The sequence below is a fragment of the Calidithermus timidus DSM 17022 genome, assembly GCF_000373205.1.
Classification (GTDB): Bacteria; Deinococcota; Deinococci; order Deinococcales; family Thermaceae; genus Calidithermus; species Calidithermus timidus.
Genome location: NZ_KB890688.1, coordinates 204,542 through 222,281, shown reverse-complemented (window position 1 = coordinate 222,281; position 17,740 = coordinate 204,542). Strand labels below are relative to the sequence as shown.

The window sequence follows — 17,740 nt, the reverse complement described above, 5'->3', positions numbered from 1 at the left end:
GCTCAGGCCCGCTTCGGAGCCTCGAGCGGCATGGAGGGATTCAGCATATCTGATAAAGCATGACTCAAGTTCTCTAAGTGTGCCTTCTGACCCTATTGCGCCGGAAGCGGGTTGTAGAATCCAACTAAGTCGTTCTTTCCCGCCGCAGAGCGACGGCTAAACAGGCGGGCTACGGAGGAAACGAATGCGTCTTGAATTGCCGGTCATTCCCTTGCGCTCGACGGTCATCCCGCCCCACGCCACCGCTCCGGTGGAGGTGGGTCGCGCGAAGTCCAAGCGAGCAATTGAGGAAGCCCTGGGGGCCGACCGGCTCATCTTCCTGGTGGCGCAGCGCGACCCCGAGGTGGATGATCCGACCCCCGACGATCTCTACGGCATCGGCACTTTGGGGGTGGTCAAGCAAGCCATGCGGCTGCCGGATGGCACGATGCAGGTCATGGTCGAGGTTCGCAGCCGGGTACAGCTGCTCGATTACATCGCCGGCCCCTACCTGCGCGCCCGTGGCGAGGTGCAAAGCGAAGCCCCCTTGCGCGACGAGACGTTGGGCCGGGTGCTGGTCGATGAGATCAAGGATGCCTTCGACCGCTATGTCGCCGGCCACAAGTCGCTGCGGCTGGACCGCTACCAACTCGATAACCTGCGGGCCACCAGCGACCCCGCGGTGCTGGCCGACACCATCACCTTCCACGCCACCTGGAGCGTGGAGGAAAAGCAGGCCGTGCTCGAGGCCACCGACCTCGAGGCCCGCCTGAAAAAAGTGCTGGAGTTCCTCACGCGCGACCTCGAACGCTTCGAAATGGACAAACGCGTCTCGCAGCGGGTCAAGGAGCAGATGGACCAGAACCAGCGCGAGTACTACCTGCGCGAGCAGATGAAGGCCATCCAGAAGGAGCTGGGCGGCGAGGACGGGCTAAGCGACCTCGAGGAGCTGCGCGGCAAGATCGAGGCCGCCGGGATGCCCGAGGCCGTCAAGCAGAAGGCCCTCAAGGAGTTGCAGCGCCTGGAGCGCATGCAGCAGGGTAGCCCCGAGGCCACCGTGGCCCGCACCTACCTCGACTGGCTGGTCGAGGTACCCTGGACCAAGGCCGACGACGAGGTGCTCGACATCAACAAGACCCGCGCCGTGCTCGACGAGGATCACTACGGCCTACAGGACGTGAAGGAGCGCATCCTGGAGTACCTGGCCGTGCGCCAGATGACTCAGGGGCTCGAGGTGCGCAACAAGGCCCCCATCCTCGTGCTCGTAGGGCCTCCCGGCGTGGGCAAAACCAGTCTGGGTCGCTCCATCGCCCGCAGCATGAACCGCCAGTTCTACCGCATCTCCCTGGGTGGCGTGCGCGACGAGGCCGAGATCCGCGGCCACCGCCGCACCTACATCGGGGCGCTACCCGGCAAGATCATCCAGGCCATGAAGCAAGTCGGGGTGATCAACCCGGTGATCCTCCTCGACGAGATCGACAAGATGAGCGCCGACTGGCGCGGTGACCCCGCCAGCGCCATGCTGGAGGTGCTCGACCCCGAGCAGAACAGCACCTTCACCGACCACTACCTCGACGTGCAGTACGACCTCTCCCGGGTCTTCTTCATCACCACCGCCAACACCCTCCAGACCATCCCGCGGCCCCTGCTCGACCGCATGGAGGTCATCGAGATTCCCGGTTACACCAATTACGAAAAGCACAACATCGCCAAGCAGTTCCTGCTACCACGCCAGATCCGAGAATCCGGGATGGAGGGCAAGCTCTCCGTCAGCGATGCCGCCATCGACCGGGTGATCAACGAGTACACCCGCGAGGCCGGGGTGCGCAACCTCGAGCGCGAGCTGGGTAAGATCGCCCGCAAGGGAGCCAAGAACTTCCTCGAGTCTCCCTGGGAGGGTCAGCGCCTGGTAGATGCCCCCGAGGTTCCCGCCTACCTTGGCATCCCCAAGTTCCGCCCCGACAAGGCCGAGAAGGAACCCAGCGTCGGCACCGCGCAGGGGCTGGCCTGGACTCCCGTGGGGGGTACGCTGCTCACCATCGAGGCCGTGGCCGTCCCCGGGAGCGGCAAAATCGTGCTCACCGGCTCGCTGGGCGAGGTGATGAAGGAGTCGGCTCAGGCCGCTTTTACCTACCTGCGGGCACACGCCCAGGAGTGGGGCCTGCCCGAGGACTTCCACAACAAGTACGACGTCCACGTGCACGTGCCCGAAGGAGCAACCCCCAAGGACGGCCCCAGCGCGGGCATCACCATGACCACCGCCCTCGCTTCGGCCCTCTCCCGCCGTCCTGTCCGTATGGACATCGCCATGACCGGCGAGATCACCCTACGCGGCAAGGTGCTGCCCATCGGTGGCGTCAAGGAGAAGCTGCTGGCGGCCCACCAAGCTGGCATCAGCAAGATCATCGTGCCCAAGGAAAACGAGGCCCAGCTTCAGGACCTCCCCGAGGAAATCCGGCGCGGGCTCGAGATCACCCTGGCCGAGGACGTGAGCGAGGTGCTCAAGACCCTCCTGCTCCCCGAACCCGTCATGCCCGTGGTGCAGCCCGGCGAGAACCGCCCCCAACCCGGCGCAGGCGCTTGAACTGCGCGCGCAAACTGGGGCAGGTCTTGTGCCTGCCCCTATGGTGTTCGGTTGGCTTGCCACCCAAAGGTCTTTGATTTCGATGACCCCGTCGGACAGGCGGCATCGGGCATAATCTGGATCATGGGTCGCGTGATCGCCTTCGTGGTTATTACGGCACTGCTTCTCATCGCCTGGTTCGCCCTGCTGCACCGCTACGGCGGCTAAAGCCGTGCCAACAGGCGCCTGGCATACAGCGGAGCATAAAAGTAAGCCGCCGAACCAAAGCCGGTGATGGCGTAACCGCCGGGGATCTCCTTGAGGTAATCCCGGTCGAGGCGGTAACGCACGCCGCTCCAACTCGAGCGCCACTCGGGCCGATACCCCAGCAGCCCCTCAGCCCCTGAGAGCAACCACTCGACTTCCTGCGGCTGAATTTGGTGAGGCGAGTAGTGCTCCTGGTGTGGCAGGTAGCTCCCTCCCAGGCTGTGCCCCGCCACGTAAACCCCGTAGGAGCGGGCCTGCTTGAAGTGCTCGCGGGTGAGGAGCACCGAGCCCGGCGTGAAGCGTCCGCCGAGAGCAAGCAGATGGGCTCCGCTGGCCCCGCCGGCGTACACCAGCACCTCGTACGCCAGACGCTGGCCGCCCTCGAGCCACAGGACGTTGCCCTCCAGATGCTCCACGCCCACCCAGCGGATATCCAGGCCCTCGGCCAGGCGGTGCAGGAGCGGGGTGGACTCGAGCCAGCCCGCGTTCTCCAGGTACAGACCCTCCTCGAGCCACCGGTGAGGAATGCCGCGCCCCTCGAGCCGCGCCTGCCACGCCCCTCGCTCGGACTGGGGCACCGGACGCAGGATGCCCTGGCGTACGGGGGTGAAGCGGGGGTAGAAGCCCCAGAGGGCCTCGAGGGCCTCCTCGGCCTCGGGCGCCACCGAGCCGCGCTTGCCCCGCACCGGGTTGAGCAGGGGCTCGGGCACTCGGCTCGCCTCGCCCAGCTCCCGGCTGACCACCAGTACCCGCTGCCCCGCTTCGTGCAGGAGCCGGGCCGCGGTCAGGCCCGCGATGCCCGCGCCCAACACCACGATCCCGGCTTCCGGCTGGCTCACGGCTGGGATAGCTCAAGCGCGCTTGGGGTAGAAGACGTAAACGGCGTCTTCCTTGCGGCACAGGTCGCGGCTGGCGAGCAGCTCAAGCGTATGCCGGGCCTGCTCCAGCGGCATCCCCACCGTCTGAGCCAGCTGCTCGGCGCTGATCCTGCCCCCCTTGCGCCAGGCGACCTGCATGGCCACGCGCTCCCGTGCAACGGGCCCAATGCCCCCACGGTCGAGCCGGAAGTTCCACCTCAGGGTCAGCCAGCCCGCCAGGAGGGCGAGGAGGCTCGAGACGACAAAACTTGGGAGGTTCCAGCGAAAGGTGGCCAAGCTCATGGCGAAGACCGCCGCCCCCACAAGCCCAGCGACGAGAAAACGTGGTTGCATGGGTTCAACATACCGCCAGGAGGCCCCTAAGGCTAGGGGGGAAAAGGGCAGGCACGGGGGCCTGCCCCTACAAGGTTTTGCGTCGGGTGTTCGACCTACGCCATCACCAGCGGGATGGTGGCGGCCTCCTGCGCACCCACCACTTCCCCGAAGAGCATGTGCGGCGTGGCTTGCTTGACCTCGACCTGATACAGCCCTGGCGCCGGAGCCTGGGCTGCTGGGATCAGCACCGGGTGGTTGCCCCGGTCGTGGCCCTCGGCGTAGCCCTCGTCCTTGGCCGCGCCGCGCACCAGTACCTCGACGGTGCGGCCTACCCACTGCTGGTTCTTTTTGTAGCTCCACTCCTTCTGCTTCTCGATCAGGCGCTGCAAGCGTTCGACCTTGACCTCGCGAGGCAAATCCTGGAAGTGCTTGTAACTGGGGGTGCCGGGGCGCGGGGAGTAGATGAACATGTAGGCCGAGTCGTACTGCACTTCGTCGTAGAGGGTGAGGGTCTGCTCGAAGTCCTCCTCGCTCTCGCCAGGGAAGCCCACGATGATATCGGTGGAAAGCACCACGTCGGGGATGGCCTCCTTGATGGCGCGGATGCGGTCTAGGTACCACTCGCGACGGTACTCCCGCCCCATGCGGCGCAGCACTCGGTTGGAGCCCGACTGCACCGGCAGATGAATGTAACGGCACACCTGGGGCGTTTCGGCGATGGCGGCGATCACCTCGTCGGTAAAGTTGACCGGGTGGGAGGTGGTGAACTTGACGCGGGGAATGCCGATTTGGCCCACCAGGCGTAGCAGTTCCCCGAACTTGGGAAAGCCCGGTTGGTCGTTGCCGTAGGAGTTGACGTTCTGGCCCAGCAGGGTCACCTCGAGCACGCCCGCGGCCTTGAGTTGCTCGAGTTCGCGCAGGATCAGATCGGGGTGGCGGGAAACCTCGGGCCCGCGGGTGGTGGGCACGATGCAGTAGGTGCAGTGGTGGTTACACCCACGGATGATGCTGACGAAGGCCGAAAGCTGGCCCTGCGGCGCCGGGGGCAGGTGGTGGGTGAGCTCTTCGCGGAAGGAGAGGTCCCAGAAGCGGTTCTTGGCCTCGATAGCCTTGCCGATCTCGGTGAGGGCACCGGGGCCCAGAAGCACGTCCACGCCGAACTTACGCGCGATCTGCTGACCCTCCTCGAGCTGGGCCAAACAGCCCATCATGCCCACCATCAGGCCCCGCTTCTCCTTCTCCTTGCGCAGTTCACCCAGCAATGAACGCACCTTCTCCACCGGCTTCCCACGCACCGCACAGGTGTTGACCAGCACGAAGTCGGCCTCGGGAATGGAGTCGACGAACTGCGCGCCAATGGAAGCGAGTTCCGACCTGACCAGGTGGGTGTCGTACTCGTTCATCTGGCATCCATAGGTGATGATGTGGGTCTTCATTCGTACCTCAGCGGCTTGCCGGAGGGATTCCGGGGCCTGGAGACGATGGCTCGAGGCCACCAGCGCTTTCAAGTGTATCAAATGTGCACGCTCGGCCAATCAAAGCCGTGAAATTTAAGTATGAAAAACATCAAGGCTTTGATACCAGATTCGGTCAGTTCGTTCCCGAACGGGAACGCCGCCCCGCTTTGGCGGAGCGGCCGACCGAAGGGAGGGGTGTGCTCTAGGATTCAAAAAGATAGTCTCTGAAGGTCTTTGCTTTGGGTGATTATCTTTTTGAATCCGGTATGAGAGAGTCATGAAGCGCAAAAGATCGGTCCGCTCGAGCCCAACCCGCCTGAGCCGGCAAGCCACTCGAGACCACGGCGCGCTGCTGCTGATGCTCACACCCTACCTCATCGGCACCACCGTGCTGGTGGTCGTGCCTGCCCTGCTGGCGATGATCATTGCCTTTACACGCTACGACACGCTAGGGTCCCCGGAATGGGTGGGCCTGGGAAACTTCGAGTCCTTGGCCAGTAACTCGCTGTTTTCGGTGGCAGCGCGCAACTCACTGGTCTTCGTACTGCTAGCCGTCCCCCTGCGGATTCTCGGAGCCTTAGCACTGGCTTTGCTGCTGCGCGCACCAAGGCCTGGGATCGGTCTGTTACGCATGGCGGTGTTCTTCCCCACCGTCATCCCCGACGTGGCCTATGCCCTGATCTGGCTGTGGATCTTCAACCCCATCTACGGGCCGCTCAACCTGGCCCTCAAAGCCCTGGGCCTGCCGGTCTCGCCGTGGTTGGCCGAAGGCAATACCGCGCTGCTGGCCATCGTGATCATGGCTGCCTTTCAGATCGGCGAGGGCTTCGTGGTGCTGCTGGCAGGGCTGCAAAACGTCCCCGAGGAGTACTACCAGATCGCCGCGCTCGAGGGGGGCAACCGCTGGCAGCAGTTTCGCTTTATCACACTGCCGCTCTTAGCCCCCTGGCTGCTGCTGCTTACACTGCGTGACATCATCCTGAGTGCGCAGAACACCTTCACCCCTGCCTTCTTGATGACCGGAGGGGGGCCTTACTATGCAACCTTGTTCCTGCCGCTGCTGATGTACCAAGAGGCCTTCGATGCCTTTCGCTTCGGCAGTGCCGCCGCGATGATGCTGCTGTTGCTGTTGGGCGTGGGATTGCTGCTGGGCCTGGTTTACTTGGTGGTGCGGGGCTGGGGGTATAGCGATGAGCAATGAGCTGCACAGAAGCGTGCGTGGGCTGGCTCGAGCCCTGCACTACCTGTTGTCGCTGGCGGTGGCCGGAGTGTTCTTGCTGCCTCTATGGTGGGTGCTGGTGGCCTCGCTACGTCCGCTGGGCCTGCCACCCTCACCCACCCTCGAGTGGCTGCCCAACCTCGAGGGCTGGCGCAACTACGTACGGCTATTCGAGACAGTCCCTCTCGCCAAGCAGCTTTACAACTCGCTGTTTGTAGAGCTATTCGCGGTGCCCCTGACCGTGCTTACCGCTTCCTGGGCGGGCTTCGCTACGGCCCTCTCGAGCCCCCCCCTCCAGCGGCGGCTGGTAATTCTAGCGCTGTTACTGATGCTGGTCCCCAGCACCGCACTGTGGCTGACCCGCTTCCTGCTGTTCAAAAACCTAGGTCTCATCGATACCCCCTGGGCTCTGATCGCGCCCGCCATCGCCGGGAGCAGTTCCTTTTATGTGCTGCTGTTTTTCTGGAGCTTCCGACGCATACCACGTGAGATGCTCGAGGCCGCCCGGCTCGACGGGGCAGGCGTGTTCATGCTGTGGTTGCGCATCGCCATGCCACTGGCACGGCCCACCAGTATCAGCGTGGCTATCCTGGCTTTTAGTTACTACTGGAGTGACCTGAGTTCTCCCCTGCTCTATCTGCGCTCGGAGGAGAAGTACACCCTTCCGGTGGGCCTGCAGGTGCTCCAGCAGATGGACCCGACCAGTTCACCACTGCTGATGGCAGCAGCGGTGGTTATGCTGTTGCCTGTCTTGCTGCTGTTCCTAATCCTTCAGCACTCTCTAGGCTTCAGCGGGCAGCTCTTGCATGACTGGACGGCCCGTTTGGATGCGAAGAGCAAAAAGTAAAATGAGGATCAAACGGACAATTGCCCAGCACATGAATCGCCGGAGGAGAAAACGATGCTGCGGAAAACCTTTTATATCGGCTTGGCATTAGTGGCAGGAGGAGTGCTGCTATGGGGAACTGCCCAGACGACTACCCCCAGCGGGAGCTTCATCTTCATGATCTTTGGAGACCCCGCCGAGAAAGCAGCTTACGACAAGCTGGTAGCGGCCTTCTCCCAGCGCTACCCCCAGGTCAAGGTCGAGATCCTCTATATCCCCAGCCAGACCTCCTACCGCACCCGCCTTGCCGCCGACCTCGCCGCCGGCACCCCCGCCGACGTGTTCTTGCTCAACTACCGCCGCTATGCCCAGTTTGCCGCACGGGGCGTCCTCGAGCCCCTCGACAGCTACGTGGCCCAGAGCAGGGTGCTCAAGCTCGCCGACTTCTACCCCGAAGCCCTCGAGCCCTTCTACTGGAACAGACGCCTGATGGGCATCCCGCAGAACCTCTCGAGCCTGGTGGTCTACTACAACAAAAACCTCTTCGATAAAGCCGGAGTGCCCTATCCCAAAGCAGGCTGGACCTGGAATGACTTCCTCCAAACGGCCAAGGCCCTCACCAAGGACACTAACGGCGACGGCATCACCGACCAATTTGGCCTGGGCACCGAGGCCAGCATCTTCCGGGTGGCCCCTTTCATCTGGCAAAACCGGGGTGACTTGGTGGACGACCCCAAAAGCCCCAAGCGGCTTACCCTCGACGCCCCCGCCACCAAGGAGGCCCTGCAGTGGTTCATGGATCTACAGGTCAAGCACAAGGTCGTACCCAACAAGTTGCTGGAAAAAGCTCGGCCAAGCGAGGAGCGCTTCCTCGATGGTACCCTGGCCATGTTCCTCAACAGCCGTCGGGGAGTGCCCACCTACCGCGAGATCCAAGACTTCGACTGGGACGTAGCTCCGCTGCCGCGGGGCAAAGAGCAGGCCGGCATCCTCCACGCCGACGCCTTCTTCATGGCCGCCGCCAGCCGCAACAAACCCGCGGCCTGGGCCTTCATCGAGTTCGCCAACTCCAAAGAAGGCCAGAGCATCCTGGCCGAATCTGGGCGCACAGTCCCCTCGCTCAAGAGCGTGGCCCAATCGCCCGCCTTCCTCAACCCCAACAGCAAACCACAAAACAGCCGGGTCTTCCTCGACACCATCCCCTACATTCGGGCGGTTCCCGTGATGGAGACCTGGGCAGACATCGAAACGTTGGTCTCAGAGGACCTCGAGCGGGCTTTCCACGGCGACGTGACGCTCGAGGAAGCCATCAAGGCTGCCACCGCTCGCACCCAGCGCTTTTTCCCTAGTAGGTAGCCGTCTACTGCTTCACGCCGTTGACGAAGACCTCCAAGCTATCGTCACGGCCAGGCTTGATGCGCATGACGAGCTCGAGCTGGTCGTTGCGGTAGGCCAGCAGAATCCAGTCTTCGGGGTCCAGGCCCTGCACGGTAGTGCTCAGGGATACGATCACCTGCCGTAGAATCGGGATCAGCGCATCGGCCCTTCGAGCATCGCTCAGGTTGCGCGAGGCGATCACCAGCCCGATACCGGGAACGTACTGCCAGGTTCCCTCGCTGCCCTCGAGCACCCCGTTGATCGCCCCTACCAACGCCGACCGGCTGCGGTTGATCTGCTGCAGATCGAAGGCGAAGGCGGTACTCAACATCACCAACAAGCACCACAGACCACGCTTGATCATCACTCCAACTCCTTTAGGGCTACAACAGCCAATTTCATCGTAACCCCGGTCTTTTTCGAGCACGCTGCAGATTTCAGCAGGCCCGCACGCCAAAAGCGAGCTCTAAGCCGCGCGCGTTACTCGCAGGGTTTCCTGCGATTACATTAAGCTGGACTTACGCAGCCTCCACCTACCCTGCTCACCGCGGACTTAAATCCAAGGTCAACTTTCCTAACGATGCGCTTGCGTCGGCATTGGCAGAAACTCAACTTCAGCCGCTCTCGTGGGCACCCGATCGGTCCATGGACCATCAACCCCACAGCCTAGCCAGGTCTAGCTTGGTAGAAGCAGGGGAAGAGGGCCAGCGGGATGCGTCACCTGCCATCGCCGAAAAGCCCGCCACCATCGCTACCATTAACCCGCATGAAGCTGGCCTGGCTCTTGCCCAAGGCGGGCTACGCGGTGCTCCTGGCTGATAAGCGTGAGGTCGGTGGTTTATGGTGCTGGCGCGCCCGGCAGGACTCGAACCTGCGACCTAAGGTTTAGGAAACCTTCGCTCTATCCAACTGAGCTACGGGCGCACGAAAACGCGCTTGCAGATTGTAGCACAACTTGGCGGCCTGGCTCGAGGCTTGACAAGGTTTTAGGTATACCTAAACTATTAGGGTATATTTGGGTAGGTATACCTAAATACGGAGGTCAACATGTCCCACTGCGCTTACCCCCCTGCTGCTGAACCCCAAGAGCGGCACCATCGCCTGAGGGGGTGGGGGCTGTGAACCCCCCCCTCACCCGCCCCGTCCTAAGCGAGGCTCAGGAGGACTACCTCAAGCAGATTTTGTTGCTGGGAAGCGCGCCGGATGGCTCGAGCCCCCTCGAGCACACCACCGCCGTCTCGACCCAGGAGCTCGCCGACCGTATGGAGGTCAAGCCAGCGTCGGTGACGGGGATGCTCAAGAAGCTGGCCGAGCTCGCGCTGGTGGAGTACGAAGCCTACAAGGGCGTGCGGCTCACGGAGGCGGGGTACAAGGTGGCGCTGGAGGTGCTACGCCACCACCGCCTTCTGGAGACCTACTTACACCAGGCCCTGGGCTACGGCTGGGAGGAAGTGCACGCCGAGGCCGAACGCCTGGAGCACCACATTTCCGAGGCTTTCGAGAAGCGCATCGCCGAGTGGCTGGGCCACCCCTCCCACGACCCTCACGGCGATCCCATCCCTACCGCTGAGCTGCGCCTGCCCGAGGGTGCTCCCACCCGTCGCCTGGCCGCGCTCGAGCCCGCTCAGCGTGGCAGCGTGGTGCGGGTGGGTACCCAAGACCAGGACGCACTCAACCTCTTCGCCCACCTAGGGCTTAGGCCGGGTGCTCAGGTGGAGGTGCTCGAGCATCTGCCCGAGGGGGTGCGGGTCCGGGTAGCAGGAGAGCGCTACTTGCTGCCCATAGCCCTGGCCCAGGTGGTGTGGATCGCTGAGGTGGCGCCATGAGATTCCTACCCCGCCTGTACGTGGGCGTTCTGGCCCTGGCGCTCGGCGCCTGTCAGGGTCAGGAATTCGCCCTCAAGCCCATCGACGGAAGTCGCGCGGTGCGGGCTGTGGCCACCACCAACTTCGTCAGCGACCTGGTGCAGCAGATCGGCGGGGAGCGGGTGCAGGTCACGGGCCTGATGGGCCCCGGCGTGGACCCCCACCTCTACAAAGCCTCGGCCGGGGACGTGCGCAAGCTGACCCAGGCCGACATCGTCTTCTACGGCGGGCTGTTCCTCGAGGGCAAGATGGTCGAGCTCTTCGAGAAGATGCCCAAGGCTATCGCCGTCACCGACGCCATTCCTCGCGAGTTGCTCATTGCCCCCAAGGGCGGCTTCGAGGGAATATACACCTACGACCCCCACGTGTGGTTCGACGTGAGCCTTTGGGCCTACACCGCCGAGGCCGTGCGGGATGGGCTTTCCAGGGTAGACCCGGCTGGAGCTGGGTACTACGCCAGGCGAACCCGGGCGTACCAGGCCCGGCTGCGGGAACTGGACGCGTGGGTCAAGCGGGAGATCGAGCGGATTCCCCCCCAGCAACGGGTGATGGTGACCGCTCACGATGCCTTCAGCTATTTCGGGCGGCGCTACGGCCTCGAGGTGCGCGGCCTGCAGGGTGTCTCCACCGTGGCCGAGACCGGGACCCGCGACGTGCAAGAGCTAGCAGCCTTCCTGGTAGAGCGCGGCATTCGGGCTATCTTCGTCGAGTCCAGCGTGCCCCGCCGCTCGGTGGAAGCCGTGGTGGCGGCGGTGCGGGCTCGAGGCAAGGAGCTCTTCATCGGGGGTGAGCTGTTCTCCGATGCCGCCGGGGACGCCGGAACCCCTGAGGGCACCTACATCGGTATGGTCGAGCACAACGTCAGAACCATCGTTTCGGCGCTGCTTGGAGGCGAGCACCCATGATCAGACCCACGACCAGCGACCAGCTTTCTCCCCCATCCCTGCGCCCATCTCCCCTCGAGGTGCGCGACCTGACCGTAGCCTATCGCGAAAAGCCGGTGCTATTGGACGTAGACCTCGTCATCCCCGAGGGGCAGCTCTGTGCCATCGTCGGGCCCAACGGAGCGGGCAAGAGCACCCTGCTCAAGGCCGTGCTGGGAATGGTCCCCAGGGCCTCGGGCACGGTGCAGTTTTTCGGCCAGCCCCTACGGGTCGTCCGCCGCCGCATCGGCTACGTGCCCCAGCGCTCCTCGGTGGACTGGGACTTCCCGACGAGCGCCCTGGACGTGGTGCTGATGGGGCTCTATGGGCGGCTGGGCTGGTTCAGGCGGCCCGGCAAGGCCGAGCGCGAGGAGGCCATGCGCGCGCTCGAGCAGGTAGGGCTGGCCGATTTCGCCCAACGCCAGATTGCCCAACTCTCGGGCGGGCAGCAGCAGCGGGTCTTCTTAGCCCGTGCCCTAGCACAAAACTCCGACCTCTACTTCATGGACGAGCCCTTCGCCGGGGTGGACGCGGTAACCGAGGAGGCCATCCTGCAGGTGATGCACGAACTCAAGGGGCGAGGCAAGACGGTGGTGGTGGTGCACCACGACCTCGAGACGGTGCGCGACTACTTCGATCACCTCACCTTGCTCAACGTGCAGGTCATCGCCAGCGGGCCGCTCGAGCAAACCTTCACGCCCGAGAAGCTCAAGGCTACCTATGGTGAGCGCATGAGGGTGAGGGGGTGAGGCCGTGGAGCTTTGGGCGATCTTCACCGACTACACCCTGCGTAACGTCGCCTTGGGCGCGGCCCTGCTGGGCCTGGTGGGCGGGGTGCTGGGCAGCTTCGCCATCTTGCGCCGCCAGAGCCTGTTGGGCGATGTCCTGGCCCACGCCTCGCTGCCAGGCATTTGTTTGGCCTTTATCCTCACCGGCGTTAAGGCCCCCCTGGTCCTGCTCCTGGGCGCAGGGGTGGTGGGCTGGCTGGCCTCGCTTTTGATGCTGGCCATCCTGCGCACCACCCGCCTACCTGAAGACAGCGCCCTGGGGGTGATCCTGAGCAGTTTCTTCGGCTTCGGTATCGGCCTCTTAACCTTCATCCAGCACAGCAGAAATAGCAACCAGGCCGGCCTGGACAAGTTCATCTTCGGGCAGGCCGCCACCATCGTAGGCGAAGACGTGGCGACCATGGCCCTCCTGGGCGGCGTCGCGCTGCTCTTGGTGGGCCTGTTGTACAAGGAGTTCAAGCTCATCTCCTTCGACCCCGCCTACGCCGCGAGCCTGGGCCTGCCCGTACGCGGCCTGGGCACGCTGCTGACCTCGCTCACGGTAATCGCGGTAATGATCGGGCTGCAAACCGTGGGCGTGGTGCTGATGGCTGCTATGCTCATCGCCCCGGCGGCGGCGGCGCGGCAATGGACCAACCGCCTGAGCCACATGATCTGGCTCTCGGCGGGATTTGGTATCCTCTCGGGCCTTTTGGGCGCGCTCGTCTCGGCCACGCGCGAGAACCTGCCCACCGGGCCGCTGGTGGTGCTCATCGCCGGCCTCATCAGCCTCTTCTCGCTGCTGTTGGCCCCCGAGCGCGGGCTGGTGTGGGACTGGCAGCGCATCCGTGCCAACCGACAGCGCATCCGCCTCGAGCGTTTGCTGCTCGATGCCCACGTGCTCTACAACCACGCCGAGCTCACCCCTTTGAGCCTGGCCCAACGCCGCCGAAGCACTCCGGCCAGGGCCAGAGCCGAGCTCGAAGAGCTCGTCGCCAGGGGCTGGGTGGTGCAGCGGAACGGTCACTGGGAGCTTAGCGAGCGGGGTCACGCCGAGGCGCACCGGCTCGAGCAGGCCATGCGGGTGCTTCCCAAGACCCCGGGGCCGCTCGCGGGGGACGGGATGGGAGGTGCTTCGTGAGCGCCGATGTGGTCATCATCCTCACCGCCATCCTCGTCTCCACCGCCTCGGCCTTGCTGGGCAGCTTCCTGGTGCTGCGCCGCATGGCCCTCATGAGCGACGCCATCTCCCACGCCGTCCTTCCCGGCATCGTGCTGGCCTTCTGGATCTCAGGGGGCGAACGAGCCACCGCGGTAGCCCTGCTGGGCGCGGCGGCAGCCGGGCTCTTAACCGTGACGCTGGTGGAGTGGCTCACCCGCACGGGCCGCATCAAGAACGACGCGGCCATCGGGCTGGTCTTCCCTGCCCTCTTCAGCCTAGGGGTGCTGGCGGTGTCGCTTTACTTCCGCAACGTCCACCTCGACCTCGATGCGGTGCTCTACGGCGAGATCGCCTACGCCCCCTTCAACACCCTCGAGGCCTTCGGCCTCAATCTGGGGCCAGAGTCGCTGTGGATCATGGGTAGCCTGGCCCTGCTCAATCTGCTGTTCGTGCTGCTGTTTTATAAGGAGCTCAAGCTCTCGACCTTCGACGCCGGGCTGGCGGCAGCTTTGGGCTTTGCCCCTGGAGCGCTGCACTACGCGCTGATGAGCCTGGTCTCCCTCACCGCCGTGGGTGCCTTCCAGTCGGTGGGAGCCATCCTGATCGTGGCCTTTTTGATCATCCCCCCCGCCACCGCCTACCTCCTCACCCAGCGCCTGCCGGTGATGATTGGCCTGGCAGTGCTGGTGGGCACGGCTTCCAGCGTGGTGGGCTACGCGCTGGCCATCCTGCTCGACGCCTCGATCGCGGGGATGATGGCCACGGTAGCCGGGTTACTCTTCATCCTGGCTTGGCTGTTCTCGCCTGTGGACGGGGTGATCACCGCCCGCAGCCGCCGTACTCGGCAGCAGCGGGAGTTCGCCGCCCGGCTCCTGCTGGCCCACCTGGCCCACCACGACCGGCCCGTGTCGGCGCGGGAGGTGCTCGAGGAGTTCGGCTGGAGCCCCGCCTTCCTGGCCCAGGCCCAGCAGTGGGCCCAGCGCGAAGGGCTCCTCACGGGCGACTCCAATGGCCTGCGGCTGACAGCTCGAGGCGTAGCTTTGGCGGGGGAAAAGCCGTAGCGGGTTGCTGAAGGCCCACGACCTGGCGCTTCCTCCCCCTACCGCGCCTGCACGCCAATCCGGTTCCCCGCCGCATCCACGGCGATAATCGTAGCGCTGCGGGCGGGGACTTCGACGTAGAAGGGAACCTCCTTGCCTTTTGGCAGGGAAAGGGCGTTGTAAATGGTCTTAGCGCCCTGCTGGTACTGCACGACCACCTTGTCCACGCTGGTATCGTCCAAGGCTCGCCCGGTGATGCGGATCCCCTTGTTGACGGGCGTTCGCTCTACGATGGGCTCTTGATTTTCCGAGCCCTCTGGGGGCGTAACGGTGCGGGTGACGTACTCGACGATGGGCTCGACGCGCTCGAGGCGAACCTGCGGCTGCCGAGCGTCGAGCACCAGGGGAAGCTTCATCTGTCGGCTGCGACCGTTCACATCGGTCGCGGTGATGATCAGCTCGACCTGACCCGACTGCGGGGTATTGACGACGAAGCTGAACTGATAGAGCCTGTCCCCCACTTCCTTCTGCGGCAGGAGCTCCGTTTCCTTCTGGATGTTGCTCCTAACCCGCACGCTGCTGAGGCCGGTGTCGTCCATGGCGTAGCCCACCACCCGGACCTTGCGATCCTTGAACACCCCGCCCTGCGGCTGCACTACCGAGAGCAGTGGAGCCAGGGTATCGTTGCTGCGCATACAAGCAGGCAGTGTGAGCAAAAGAAAAATGGAGAGGAGCCAACGCATCCCCTCCATCCTAACAACCCTGGTTTAGAAGTACAGGCGCGGGCCCAAGTTGATGCCCAAGCCGAACGCCGAGTTACTGCCCGCGAAGGTGAAGCCCGGCACCACCTCGGTGAGCAGGCTGAGCTTCCCGGCCACTTGGACCCCCGTACCGGTGCTGCCCCCAGCCACCACCTCGAGGCCAACCCCCGCACCGGCGTAGAGGTTATACCGGATTCAAAAAGATACTCTTCAAAACCAAAACCCAGAGGCTATCTTTTTGAATCCCAGAGCACTCCCTTCGGTCGGGTTAGTTCGTCACCGAATGGTGACGAACTAACCGAATCTGGTATTAGGCCCCTGAAGGGTGAAGGGGAACAGCGCGTCGGCGGTAAGGCCAAAAACGGTGGTGGTGCCCCCACTCCCACAGCCGCGCCACCCCGCAAGCTCAGCGGACCCAGGAGGTTCTCCTTCCCTGCGCGATGGAAAGCTGCCCAGAGACCGCTTCGCCGAACACTCGGCCCCAAGCAAGAGCATCGGTAAGCGCAAAAACAACCATCAAAACGAGAATTCTCTTCATATTCCTCCGGTCCAGAGTATGTACAGGAAGTGTTCGCCCTACAAAAATAAGGATGGCAAGGGCGGGACGTGCCCTCGCCATCTCGGCTAAGTGGGTTTTATCGGAAGATCACACCAACCCGGGTGGCAAAACCGGGTCCAACAGACGTCACCCCACCTGTAAAGGCGATATTGGCCCCTATCTGACCTTCCCCGTAGAAGCTGTAGGTGGTGCCGGCCAGCTTGTACTCGATGCCAACCAAACCGTGCGGAAAGACGTAAAAGCCACCTCCCAGGAAGGCCCAGAAGCCCGCCCCTGCACCAGCCCCGAAGTACCAGCTCAACTCGTTGCCCCCGGTCACCGGGATCTGGTTCTCACCGATGATGAAATCGGCAGAAGCGCCCAGGCCGGCGAAGGAGACGCCGCCCCCGAAGCGCAGGCTGCTGGACTGATACTGAATGCCCAGCCACTCGGGCCAGCCCGAGTAAACGCCAAGGCCTTCCGATTGAGCCAAGCCAAGGGAGCCGAGGACAAAAAGCACCGACGTTACTATAAAAAGCTTGAACTTCTTCACGCTGTCACCTCCTGATTCTGAGTCTATCATGTGAGCGTTATTCAGGTGTTATTTCATGTAGTATAGAGCGCGTTAATCTTGACGTAACCCTCGGTCAGGTCGCATCCCCAAGCCATTGCCTGGGCAGCGCCGGCGCCGAGGTCGGCTTCCACCAGAACCTCCTCGGCCTTCATGCTCTGGGAAGCCTGATCGCGGTCGAAGGGCAGCGCGGCACCGTCGTAGAGGGGTATGCCCTGGAGCTTGATGTGGACCCTCGAGGGGTCGAAGCTCGCCCCCGAGCGGCCCAGGGCCATCATGATGCGGCCCCAGTTGGGGTCGTTGCCGTAGACCGCGCTCTTCCACAGCGGGCTGGCGGCAACGGTGCGGGCGGCGTTGCGGGCCTCGTCCTCGCTGCGGGCCCCCGTGACCCGCACGGTGATGAGCTTGCTGGCACCTTCCCCGTCGCGGGCGATCTGGCGGGCGAGGGAGACGCAGACCGACTCCACGGCCTGCCAGAAGGCCAAGGGATCGGGCTCTCCTGCGGCGCCGTTGGCCATGATCACCGCCATGTCGTTGGTGGAGGTGTCACCATCGACGCTGACCTGGTTGAAGCTGTGGTCTACCACGCGCTTCCAGCCGCGGCGCAGTTCGTCCTGGGGCACGGCGGCATCGGTGAAGACGAAGCCGAACATGGTCGCCATGTTGGGGTGGATCATCCCGCTGCCCTTGGCGACCCCCACCACGCGGATACCGCCGGGAAGCTCGGCCTCGGCGGTCTTCATGGTCAAGTCGGTGGTCATGATGGCTTCGGCGAAGGGGGTGAGCTCGAGGTCCAAGCCCAAGCTAGGCAGGGCGGCTTCGATCTTCTCGAGCGGCAGCGGCACCCCGATGACCCCCGTAGAAGCGGTCAGCACGGCCTCGGGGGCGATACCCAGCCGCGTAGCGGCCAGCTCGGCCATGCGGCGGTCGGCCTGGAACCCGGCTTCACCCGTCGCGCAGTTGGCGTTGCCGGCGTTGACCACGATGGCCTGCAAGGGGCCTCCGGCCTCACGCAACCGGCGCCCGCGCAGCACGCAAGGGGCGGCAGCCTGGTTAAGCGTGCCCACGAAGGCCCAAGCACACGGCCTTCCCGAGGCGACGAGGGTGAGATCGGGTTTGCCGGAAGGTTTGATGCCTGCGCGGGTAGCCCCCGCACGAAAGCCAATGGGTAATCTCATGCCGATAGCTTATAGCCGATGCGCCTTGCGTACGACCCCTGGCGTTCTGCGTTC

16 protein-coding genes and 1 tRNA gene are annotated in these 17,740 nt (G+C 64.1%); 9 read left to right on the top strand and 8 right to left on the bottom strand.

Translation table 11 applies throughout. The features are described 5' to 3' along the window. Window positions 1–184: 184 nt before the first annotated feature. Window positions 185–2,563: an endopeptidase La gene (gene lon / locus B047_RS0104270; RefSeq protein WP_026234570.1), complete on the top strand. Its 2,379-nt coding sequence runs from the start codon at window positions 185–187 to the stop codon at window positions 2,561–2,563. Window positions 2,564–2,766: 203 nt separating this feature from the next. On the opposite strand, the gene B047_RS0104260 is transcribed toward lon, so the two are convergent. The 3 genes from B047_RS0104260 to miaB all read right to left on the bottom strand — a co-directional run bounded on the left by B047_RS0104260 (window position 2,767) and on the right by miaB (window position 5,438). Beyond that, a complete protein-coding gene (locus B047_RS0104260) occupies window positions 2,767–3,648 on the bottom strand; it encodes an FAD-dependent oxidoreductase (protein WP_018465717.1) in 882 nt (293 codons plus the stop codon). A gap of 12 nt (window positions 3,649–3,660) precedes the next feature. Then, on the bottom strand, window positions 3,661–4,020 hold the full coding sequence (locus B047_RS0104255) for a hypothetical protein (RefSeq protein WP_018465716.1): 360 nt from the start codon (window positions 4,018–4,020) through the stop codon (window positions 3,661–3,663). A gap of 95 nt (window positions 4,021–4,115) precedes the next feature. Then, window positions 4,116–5,438 carry a tRNA (N6-isopentenyl adenosine(37)-C2)-methylthiotransferase MiaB gene (gene miaB / locus B047_RS0104250; RefSeq protein WP_018465715.1) on the bottom strand — a complete coding sequence of 441 codons (1,323 nt, stop codon included), beginning with the start codon at window positions 5,436–5,438 and terminating at the stop codon, window positions 4,116–4,118. Between the two features lie 298 nt (window positions 5,439–5,736). Here miaB and B047_RS0104245 point away from each other — a divergent pair, with 298 nt between their 5' ends. The 3 genes from B047_RS0104245 to B047_RS0104235 are packed head-to-tail and all read left to right on the top strand — an operon-like array spanning window position 5,737 to window position 8,860. After that, the gene (locus tag B047_RS0104245) at window positions 5,737–6,660 is read left to right on the top strand and encodes a carbohydrate ABC transporter permease (protein ID WP_018465714.1); all 924 of its coding nucleotides are present in this window, start codon (window positions 5,737–5,739) and stop codon (window positions 6,658–6,660) included. After that, entirely contained in the window at window positions 6,650–7,525 is an 876-nt protein-coding gene (locus B047_RS0104240) for a carbohydrate ABC transporter permease (RefSeq protein ID WP_018465713.1), read from the top strand. The genes B047_RS0104245 and B047_RS0104240 overlap by 11 nt, the downstream gene beginning before the upstream one ends. Before the next feature lie 54 nt (window positions 7,526–7,579). Then, entirely contained in the window at window positions 7,580–8,860 is a 1,281-nt protein-coding gene (locus B047_RS0104235) for an ABC transporter substrate-binding protein (RefSeq protein ID WP_018465712.1), read from the top strand. A 4-nt stretch (window positions 8,861–8,864) separates the two neighbouring features. On the opposite strand, the gene B047_RS0104230 is transcribed toward B047_RS0104235, so the two are convergent. Both B047_RS0104230 and B047_RS0104225 read right to left on the bottom strand, forming a co-directional pair. Then, window positions 8,865–9,245 (bottom strand): hypothetical protein, encoded by a 381-nt coding sequence (locus B047_RS0104230; protein WP_026234568.1) that lies wholly within the window; start codon window positions 9,243–9,245, stop codon window positions 8,865–8,867. 483 nt (window positions 9,246–9,728) lie between these two features. Next, window positions 9,729–9,805 (bottom strand) — tRNA-Arg (locus B047_RS0104225). A 194-nt stretch (window positions 9,806–9,999) separates the two neighbouring features. Between B047_RS0104225 and mntR the strand changes: the two genes are divergently transcribed. From mntR to B047_RS0104200, 5 genes are read left to right on the top strand one after another with little or no spacing between them, the layout of a single operon-like run. Continuing rightward, the gene (gene mntR, locus B047_RS0104220; protein WP_018465710.1) at window positions 10,000–10,707 is read left to right on the top strand and encodes a manganese-dependent transcriptional regulator MntR; all 708 of its coding nucleotides are present in this window, start codon (window positions 10,000–10,002) and stop codon (window positions 10,705–10,707) included. Then, window positions 10,704–11,651, top strand: a complete 948-nt coding sequence (locus B047_RS0104215) for a metal ABC transporter solute-binding protein, Zn/Mn family (protein ID WP_018465709.1) — start codon at window positions 10,704–10,706, stop codon at window positions 11,649–11,651. Before mntR ends, B047_RS0104215 begins: the two co-directional genes overlap by 4 nt. Further along, window positions 11,648–12,418, top strand: a complete 771-nt coding sequence (locus tag B047_RS0104210) for a metal ABC transporter ATP-binding protein (protein WP_018465708.1) — start codon at window positions 11,648–11,650, stop codon at window positions 12,416–12,418. The genes B047_RS0104215 and B047_RS0104210 overlap by 4 nt, the downstream gene beginning before the upstream one ends. Window positions 12,419–12,422: 4 nt before the next feature. Continuing rightward, window positions 12,423–13,577 (top strand): metal ABC transporter permease, encoded by a 1,155-nt coding sequence (locus B047_RS0104205; RefSeq protein WP_018465707.1) that lies wholly within the window; start codon window positions 12,423–12,425, stop codon window positions 13,575–13,577. Next, window positions 13,574–14,659, top strand: coding sequence for a metal ABC transporter permease (locus B047_RS0104200; RefSeq protein ID WP_018465706.1), 1,086 nt, complete (start codon window positions 13,574–13,576; stop codon window positions 14,657–14,659). The genes B047_RS0104205 and B047_RS0104200 overlap by 4 nt, the downstream gene beginning before the upstream one ends. A gap of 38 nt (window positions 14,660–14,697) precedes the next feature. Here the strand turns inward: B047_RS0104200 and B047_RS0104195 are convergent, their stop codons facing one another. The 3 genes from B047_RS0104195 to argJ form a co-directional block, all read right to left on the bottom strand. Beyond that, window positions 14,698–15,333 (bottom strand): hypothetical protein, encoded by a 636-nt coding sequence (locus B047_RS0104195; RefSeq protein ID WP_245533694.1) that lies wholly within the window; start codon window positions 15,331–15,333, stop codon window positions 14,698–14,700. Window positions 15,334–16,034: 701 nt separating this feature from the next. Next, window positions 16,035–16,490 carry a hypothetical protein gene (locus B047_RS0104185; protein ID WP_018465703.1) on the bottom strand — a complete coding sequence of 152 codons (456 nt, stop codon included), beginning with the start codon at window positions 16,488–16,490 and terminating at the stop codon, window positions 16,035–16,037. 53 nt (window positions 16,491–16,543) lie between these two features. Then, the gene (gene argJ / locus B047_RS0104180; protein ID WP_026234566.1) at window positions 16,544–17,692 is read right to left on the bottom strand and encodes a bifunctional glutamate N-acetyltransferase/amino-acid acetyltransferase ArgJ; all 1,149 of its coding nucleotides are present in this window, start codon (window positions 17,690–17,692) and stop codon (window positions 16,544–16,546) included. Window positions 17,693–17,740 lie beyond the last annotated feature (48 nt).